Raw genomic sequence first — 1,325 nt, 5'->3', positions numbered from 1 at the left:
GACCGCCCCGAGCCGTACGCGATCGTCACCGCCATCGGTCAGCTCCACACCCACGGCATCTCCCCGGACTGGCAGGCGCTCTTCCCGGGCGCCCGGCGCGTCGACCTGCCCACGTACGCCTTCCAGCGCGAGCGTTACTGGCTCGACGTACCCCAGACACCCGGTGACGTCCGGGCTGCCGGTCTGGGGGCGGCGGACCACCCGCTGCTCGGTGCCGCGATCGCGACCGCCGACAGCGACGGGGTCCTGCTCACCGGGCTACTCTCCCTCGAAACCCACCCGTGGCTCTCCGACCACGCCGTGAACGGGACCGTTCTGCTGCCCGGCACCGCGTTCGTCGAGCTGGCGGTCCGGGCGGGTGACGAGGCCGGCTGCGGATGGATCGAAGACCTCACCCTGGAACTTCCCCTGGTCGTGCCCGAGCGCGGCGGCGTCACCCTTCAGGTGGCGGTCGGCCCGGAGGACGAGTCCGGCCGGCGGCAGCTGAGCGTGCACTCGCGCGTCGAAGACGGTTCCTGGCTGCGGCACGCGACGGGCGTGCTGTCCTCGGCAGAGGCGCCGCCCGCTGCGGACATCGGCGCATGGCCGCCCGCCCGCGCGGAGGCCGTTGATCTGACGCCGTTCTACGAGGACATGGCTGCGGCCGGCCTGGACTACGGTCCGGTCTTCCGGGGCCTGCGGTCGGTGTGGCGCAGCGGGGACGACGTCTTCGCCGAGGTCGAACTGCCGGAGGACTCGGGCGCCGACGCGGCTGCGTTCGCCCTGCACCCGGCGCTGCTGGACGCTGCTCTGCACGCCCTGGCCGCGGGCGGGCTGGTGTCACTGGACGACGGCCCGGTCCTGCCGTTCGCGTGGTCCGGTGTCGCTCTTCAGGCGGCCGGTGCATCCATGGTGCGGGTGAAGCTGTCGCGGACGGGCACCGGTTCGGTGACGCTGGCCGTGGCCGACGGCGCCGGTGATCCGGTGGCCTCGGTCGAGTCGCTGTCGCTGCGTGCCGTATCTGCGGAGCAACTGCGCGGTGCCGGTGACGGCGACCCGCTGTTCGGGCTGGAGTGGACGCCGTTCACGCTGCCCCCCGCCTCCGAGGCGCTGGTGATCGAGGCCGTCGCGGACTTCGTCGCACTGCGGGAGTCGGAAGGGACCCCGGACGTTGTTGTCGTTCCGTGCCCGACAGGTTCCACCACGGACACGGACACGGCCACCCAAGTCCGTGAAGTCACCAATGCCGTGCTGGCTTTGGTGCAGTGGTGGCTGGCGGAGGATCGTCCGGTGCGTCTGGCGTTGGTGACGCGTCCCGGCGATCTGGCTCATGCTGCGGTGTGGGG

1 protein-coding gene is annotated in these 1,325 nt (G+C 72.2%); it reads left to right on the top strand.

The genetic code is table 11. The features are described 5' to 3' along the window. The coding region (locus ABZ208_RS39090; protein WP_356914197.1) for a polyketide synthase dehydratase domain-containing protein at positions 1–1,325 on the top strand (1,325 nt) is incomplete at both ends.

The organism is Streptomyces sp. NPDC006208 (assembly GCF_040613775.1).
GTDB lineage: Bacteria > Actinomycetota > Actinomycetes > Streptomycetales > Streptomycetaceae > Streptomyces.
Note: the sequence above shows the minus strand (reverse complement) of the source record. Positions and strands in the feature narration are given on the sequence as shown.